General features: G+C 69.0%; 5 protein-coding genes. 2 read left to right on the forward strand and 3 right to left on the reverse strand.

What is annotated here, in order from left to right:
• Positions 1-222: 222 nt before the first annotated feature.
• Positions 223-1,116, forward strand: a complete 894-nt coding sequence (locus tag ABT245_RS20065; RefSeq protein WP_351735339.1) for an IclR family transcriptional regulator — start codon at positions 223-225, stop codon at positions 1,114-1,116.
• 461 nt (positions 1,117-1,577) lie between these two features.
• On the opposite strand, the gene ABT245_RS20070 is transcribed toward ABT245_RS20065, so the two are convergent.
• The 3 genes from ABT245_RS20070 to ABT245_RS20080 are packed head-to-tail and all read right to left on the reverse strand — an operon-like array spanning position 1,578 to position 5,277.
• Positions 1,578-3,341, reverse strand: a complete 1,764-nt coding sequence (locus ABT245_RS20070) for a glycoside hydrolase family 3 protein (RefSeq protein ID WP_351735341.1) — start codon at positions 3,339-3,341, stop codon at positions 1,578-1,580.
• Positions 3,338-4,042: an alpha/beta fold hydrolase gene (locus ABT245_RS20075; protein WP_351735343.1), complete on the reverse strand. Its 705-nt coding sequence runs from the start codon at positions 4,040-4,042 to the stop codon at positions 3,338-3,340. The genes ABT245_RS20070 and ABT245_RS20075 overlap by 4 nt, the downstream gene beginning before the upstream one ends.
• A complete protein-coding gene (locus ABT245_RS20080; protein WP_351735345.1) occupies positions 4,039-5,277 on the reverse strand; it encodes an MFS transporter in 1,239 nt (412 codons plus the stop codon). Before ABT245_RS20080 ends, ABT245_RS20075 begins: the two co-directional genes overlap by 4 nt.
• A 128-nt stretch (positions 5,278-5,405) precedes the next feature.
• Between ABT245_RS20080 and ABT245_RS20085 the strand changes: the two genes are divergently transcribed.
• Positions 5,406-6,437 (forward strand): LacI family DNA-binding transcriptional regulator, encoded by a 1,032-nt coding sequence (locus ABT245_RS20085; RefSeq protein ID WP_351735347.1) that lies wholly within the window; start codon positions 5,406-5,408, stop codon positions 6,435-6,437.
• Positions 6,438-6,569 lie beyond the last annotated feature (132 nt).

Genomic DNA, 6,569 nt, shown 5'->3' on the forward strand with positions numbered 1-6,569 from the left:
TGGGCCACACCAGTCACGCCTGGCCACCGGTGAACTTCGCCGCTACCGTTCGCCGTAACGTGAATCGCAGCTGGGGTGATGATGCAGCCGCGTCACAGCACGGTTCGGCCGACCGGTGTACAGGCTGTGCGGGGGCAGGCTTCGGCTGCGGTGGACAGTTCGTGCGCAGCGGTGATGAGCCGTCGGCCGCGCTCACCGTCCACTGATCGGAGGATGCCGGCCATGGCGGGTAACGCTGCGAGACCCGGGCGCTCAGTGACCAGCCGCGCGCTGGCGATCCTTGGGTCCTTCGACGAGCGGCACCGGCAGCTCAGCCTCACCGACCTCGCTGCCCGGGCCGACCTTCCTGCCGCGACCGCGCACCGCCTGGTCGCCGAACTCGTCGCCTGGGGTGCGCTGAGCCGCGCCGAGTCCGGGAAGTACGTTGTCGGGCGCCGGCTGTGGGACATCGGACTGCTCGCGCCGGTGCACACGGGGCTGGGCCAGATCGCCTCGCCGTACCTCCACGATCTGTACGTTGCGACCCGGGCCACCGTGCACCTCGCGGTACGCGACGGCCGGCAAGCGCTGTACGTCGACCGGCTCTCCGGACACGCCTCGGTACCGGTGGTCAGCGCGATCGGCTCACGCCTGCCGCTGCACGCGACGGGAGTCGGCAAGATACTGCTCGCGCACGCGCCGGCCGATGTCCAGGGCGGGGTGCTCGACGATCTGCCACGGATGACGCCGTACACGGTGAGCCAACCCGGCCGGTTGCGTCGCCAGTTGGAGAAGGTACGCGAGGACGGCTTCGCCACGACGGTGGAGGAGATGACTCTGGGTGCGTGCTCGGCGGCCGTGCCGATCCGGGCCGGTGGTGACGTCGTGGCGGCGCTCGGGGTCGTGGTACCCAGCCTCCAGCATGACCGGGTGCGGTTGGTCAACGCCCTGCAGGTGGCGGCCCGGGGTATCGGCCGCTGTATCCCCTCCTACTGGATGACCACCATGCTGCACACACTGCCGGGCTCCACCCGGTTCGACGTCCGGCGCCAGGAGGGAGAGCTGGCCGCGGTGACCGGTTCCACCGCGGGGTCGACCTACCTCGCCGAGGCTTACACGGGCTGGCCGCAAGGGTGATGAGCAGGGCACTGCCCTGCAGGGTCCGGCCGCGAGCCGGTTCGGCGCCGATGTCACCGGCTTCTCCACCGCCCCTGCGGATGTCCTCGACACGCCGGATTCCGGCTCGTGTACCAGGTGTGCTGCCCGAGCGCTGATCAATTCGAAGCGGATCTTGTGCGTGACTGGGAACGGCAGGTATCCGGTTCATCCGCCTCCGCGATGACCCCGCCCCGGTCAAGCCGATGGGCCCGCGTGAGCCTGATGTCGGCACGAGCCGCCTCCCTCACACTTGACGCAGCGGGATTGACGACACCGACGTCCGGCTGCGGTGCCTGTGGGTCATTACCGGACACGATGTCGACGGCGGGATGGTCCGGCCCAGCACATCGGTACGCGGGCCGCACGTGCAAGGCTGACGCACCCTCTCCTCGTTGGCGGGGATCCGCGGGCCGCCCGATCAGAGGTCGCCCGACAGCCTCTCAGACGTCCAGGCCGGCACCTCTCGGATAGAGCACCTCCTCGCCTTGCAGCGGCGCGTCGGACGGGTGCCGCTCCACCGCTTGCACCGACTTCGGCAGGCCGACAGGCAGCCGGCCGACCGGTTTCACCGTACCGAAGAGGGCATCGAGCAGCGCGGCGTCGGAAGAGCCGTAGTCGAAGGCGAGCGCGTATGCCAGTTCGGTGATGTCGCCCAGGATCGGTGGCCGCTCCAGGTGAACGACGGCCACCAGCCGTGTCACCGCCGCGATACGGCGCAGTGATTGGACAGTCTCCTCGTCGAAGTGGAGTCGTCCGGTGTGGAAGAACTCCTCGAAGGTACCGATCCCGCGGGGGTCGTAGGGGCTCTGGAGTCGCACGATCGCGTAGTCGGCTTGCTCGGGGTCGGAGACGACGTGGGCATATGCGGCGGCCACTTCGGGATCGAGACCCTGAACGAACAGGCGAGCGTCGCGATCGAGTGGCAGGGTGGGCCGTGCGGCACAGGCATCGGCAGGGCTGTTCTTCAGGAGGGTGACCGCGCGGCTCTGTGCGCGGCGTCCGGCTGCGACGAGATCGGGAGATCCGACCACTTCCTGCGCATGCCCGGGATCGACGTAGCGTTCCTCGTCGAACAGGCCGAGCAGCACCTTTTCTCGCAGCACTCGGCGTGCCGACGCGTCGATCCGCTCCGCGCCGACCCGCCCCGTTTCCACCAGTTCGACGATGAGTTCCGGGCAGGCTTCACCCCCGAACTGGTCCACTCCCGCATCCAGCGCACGGTGCATGCGGTCGATCGGGGACAAGTGCTCGACGCCCCATGCCCGAGCTGGGAAGGGGTGTCCCAGGAAAGTGGAGTCACTGATGATGCCCCAATCCGCGCAGACGATGCCGTCGAAGCCCAGCTCCTTGCGCAGCAGGCCTTCGATGACCGGGCGGTTGAAGCCGAAGCCGACCTCGTCCCAGGGACTGCCGATGGGCATGCCGTAGTAGGGCATGACCTGGCGCGCGCCCGCGTCGAGTGCCTGGCGGAACGGAGCGAGATGGGCTTCCCAGTTATGTGTGGGGTAGACCTGCTCGCGCCCGTAGGCGAAGTGCGGGTCCTCACCATCCTTCTGGGGCCCGCCCCCGGGGAAGTGTTTGACCATGGCGGCGACCGAGCCGACGCCGAACCGATTGCCCTGCAGCCCGTGGATATAGGATGCCGCGATCTCGCCGACGAGGGCCGGGTCGTCGCCGTAGGTGCCGTTGAGCCGTGCCCAGCGCGGTTCGGTCGCCAGGTCCAGCTGAGGATGCAAGGCGACCCGGATGCCGACCGCGGAATACTCCCGCCGGACCGCGCAGCCGAACTCGTAGGCCGCGTCCGCATCACGCAGCGCACCGAACCCCAGCGGCTCGGGCCACTGCGAGAAGGCACCGGCCGGGATCGCCGTGCCCGGATTGTCCGCGAAGGCGTGCCGTGGATCGCTGGAGAGCGTGACGGGCATCCCACTCGCCGTCGCGCCGGCCAAGTCCTGCAGTGCGTTGTGCCATCGGGCCAGGTCACCGGCCGATGCGGTGCCGACGACGTTGAAGTGGGACAGCCCGCGCTCCACGATCAGCTCCCGGGCTCCCGGGCGGTCGGCACGGGGATCAAAGTCCGCTATGGAGCCGCCTGGGCCGATGGTCAGCACCGGGTGGAACATCAGGGCGGCCCGCTCGCGCAGACCGAGCCGGCCGAGCAGGGACTCCACCCGCGCGTCGACGCCGCTGGTGTCGGTCGTCACAGCCAGCCTCCCAGGGAGTCCATGAACGCGTCGGGGTCGTCGCGGTGGATGTTGTGCCCGGTTCCGGGAACTTCCCGCACGGTGAAGCCCTTTTCCCGAGCGTCGGTGACGAGATCGTCGGTGCGGATGAAACTGTCGCCGCCCAGTTGCACGAGCGAGGGCACGGTGGCGCGGGCGGGCATGCGGTCCACGGCGTGCAGGCTGTCGACGGCGTCCAGCGTGTCGAGATCCCATTGCGCGAAACCGCGGAGATCGGCCTGCACGTCCGCTTCGCTCCACTGCGGGTCCCGGGCGCGGATCTGCTCGGCGGTGGACTGCTTGAACGGCGTGAAGAGCTCCCGTGCCGAGGGCCCGCCGGGAGTGCCGCGCCAGGCGGGGTCGGAGTACACAGCGCGCGCCGGCCGCAGCTGGTCCACGACATGCCCGAGCACCGCGCCGCCCAGAGAGTGTCCGATCACCAGGTTCGGCGGAGCGGTGACGACGGACATCACGTCGTCCGCCCACCCGTCCAGGCTGTACGGGCCGCGATGGCTCAGGCCGTGTCCGCCCAGATCCAATGCGGTCACGCGATACCCCAAGGACGCCAGTCGCGGGCCGATTTCCTGCCATGTCTCCGAACTCGACATGATCCCGTGGATGAGCAGCGCGGTGCGCGGGCCGCTCCCCCATGACCGCGTGTGGACGGTGCGTACGAACGTCATCGGACCTTCCTCACCTTCAGGATTGCGAGCGCGCCCAGGACGGCAAAGGCCGCCCCGGCGACGAACAGGGCCGGGTAGCCGCCGAACACACCGATCAGCAAGGAGGCGACGAACGGGGCGAGGGCCTGCGGGGCGGCGCTGGCGATGTTCAGTACGCCCATGTCCCGTGCGGCGTTCTCCTCACTGGGGAGCACGAGTGTCGCGATAGCCGTGTCAACGGCCATGAAGGCACCGAAGCCGACTCCGACGAGGACGCCGAACACGATCATGCCCGGCCATGTGGGCACCAGAAGCGGGACGATCAACCCGGCGGCAGAGACCACCGCGGAGGCGCACACGAAGACCCTGCGCCTCTGCAGCCGGTCGGAGAGCCAGCCGGCCAACAGGGTCGACACCACCGTCGCAACACCCGTTACGGGAGTGACGATGGCGGTCGCTGCCACGGGAGACAACCCCTCGGGCAGGGAGATGTAGTCCATGAGAATGTAGAGCTGGAAGTTGACCACGGAGAAATAGCCGAGGATCAGCAGCGCACGCGAGACGAACGCCCAGCGGAAGTCGTGCCCCTTCAGTGCCTGCACAAAGCCGCGCGCCTGCTCCCGCAGGGCAAGAGGCTGCACCACCCTGCGCTTCTCCCGTGACAGCAGAGAGTAGAGCACGGCGGCACCGACGATGATGGCACCGAAGATCAGGTACCCGGTGTCCGGCTGTGCCGCGAAATGGGAGGCGATCGCCACACCGGCAGTGATGCCGACCGGCAGGCCGAGCCCGAACAGCGCCGACGCGAACCCTCGGTTCTCGGGAGCGATACGGTCGGGCACGACCGCCGTGACCGCGGCCTGGTAGACGTTGAGCGCGACTTGGGCGGCGCTCCAGCCGACGATGATCCACAACAGCGTCGTCGCATGCGGGGCGAAAAGGAAGACAAGCAGGGCGGCGACCGCTCCGCCGATGATCCACGGTTTGCGGCGTCCGGATCGGTCCGACAGCGAACCCGCCAGCGGCTGTGTGAGTGTGGCGACCACAGCGCCGATTCCGGTCACCAAGCCCAGTGTGGTGGTCTTGCCCTCGGGATCGTTCATCGCGATCTGAGTCGGCAGCAGGACTCCGGCCACACCGACGTTGACCATGAACACCGCGGCGTTCGCGACCAGCAGACCGGTCAGCAGACGCAGGACTTCGCCGCCGCGGGCGTATCTGCCGTGTACCTCGCGCTGCCTCTCGAGCACGCTCATCCCATCGTCCTGACAAGCTCGAAGTTGGTGATGTTTTGCGGCATTGGCTGCCTCCTGTGCGGAAAGTGTTACTCACACGTGCGAGCACACGTTACACGCCACTCACACGAGTGAGCTAGGGTTGATCTGTGCCGCATCGACCGACCGAGACCTCAGATCATCAGGGCCCGAACAGGCCCGCGACCAGTGCGGACGTCGGCCGCCTCGCCGGAGTGTCGCGCTCCACCGTCTCACTCGTGCTCAACGAGGTACCGGGACAGAGCATCCCCGAGGCAACCCGCGAGCGCGTGCGGCAAGCAGCGAAGCGACTGGGCTACGTCCCGCACCGGCAGGCGGCCACACTCCGCCGGGGACGCAGCAGCACCGTGCTCATCCCGAGCCCGCCGGGGCGGCTCGGCACGCTCGTCGCGCGGTGGATCGACGACGTGGAAGCAGCCCTTGAGGCAAACGGCTTCTCGGTCATGCTCTACGGCGACCGCTACACCTCCGGCGAGGATGCCGTGCGCAGGTGGTTGAGTATGCGGCCACTCGCCGTGCTGACCCTGGGCGGCGCCGATTTCCCCGACGCCAGCATCGCGGCGCTGCGGCGCGGCGGGGTGCAGGCCGTCATCATGACCGACGCGGGCCCACGCGAGGGAGCCCACATCTTCCGCTTCGACCACGTGGCGGTCGGAGCGCTCGCCGTGTCGCACCTGATCGAGCGCGGACGGCGCCGTATCGGTGTCCTCGTGCCGCAGGAGCCCCTCCTGCAGACACTGGCCGAACGCCGGTACTCGGCAACGGCGCGATTCTCCGCGGATGTGCACTTCGAACGCATCGGCGCCGACCTTACGCAGGACTCCGCCGCGGCCGTGGCCGACACCATCGTCAAGAAGGAACTCGACGGTGTCGTGGCCTTCAACGACGACTACGCGATGCTGACACTGGCGGGCCTCCTCGACCGCGGTATTCCTGTGCCCTCGCAAGTCGCGATCGTCGGAGCGGACGACCAGCCAGTCAGTGCGTTCGCCCGCCCGTCGATCACGAGTATCCGGCTGACCCTGCCGGCCCCGGAGAACGTCCTCTCGATCCTGCGAAGCGTCGGGGCCGATCCCGATCGGAACGACAGTTCGTTCCATGAACTGCCGGCACCGCTGATCGTGCCGCGCACCTCTGCGTAATCGCAGGCGGCCGACGAGCCCGCCGCCGGCCGCGCCGCCTGCCGCCTGCCGCGTGCCGCGTGCCGCGTGCCGCGTGCCGCGTGCCGCGTGCCGCGTGCCGCGTGCCGCGTGCCGCGTGACGCGTGCCGCGAG

Source organism: Streptomyces sp. NPDC001508 (assembly GCF_040298665.1).
Taxonomy (GTDB): Bacteria; Actinomycetota; Actinomycetes; order Streptomycetales; family Streptomycetaceae; genus Streptomyces.

Excerpts from the sequence above, each read along its gene's own strand:
- ABT245_RS20065 (WP_351735339.1), top strand. The coding sequence starts at position 223 with ATGGCGGGTAACGCTGCGAGACCCGGGCGCTCAGTGACCAGCCGCGCG.
- ABT245_RS20075 (WP_351735343.1), bottom strand. The coding sequence starts at position 4,042 with ATGACGTTCGTACGCACCGTCCACACGCGGTCATGGGGGAGCGGCCCG.
- ABT245_RS20080 (WP_351735345.1), bottom strand. The coding sequence starts at position 5,277 with ATGAGCGTGCTCGAGAGGCAGCGCGAGGTACACGGCAGATACGCCCGC.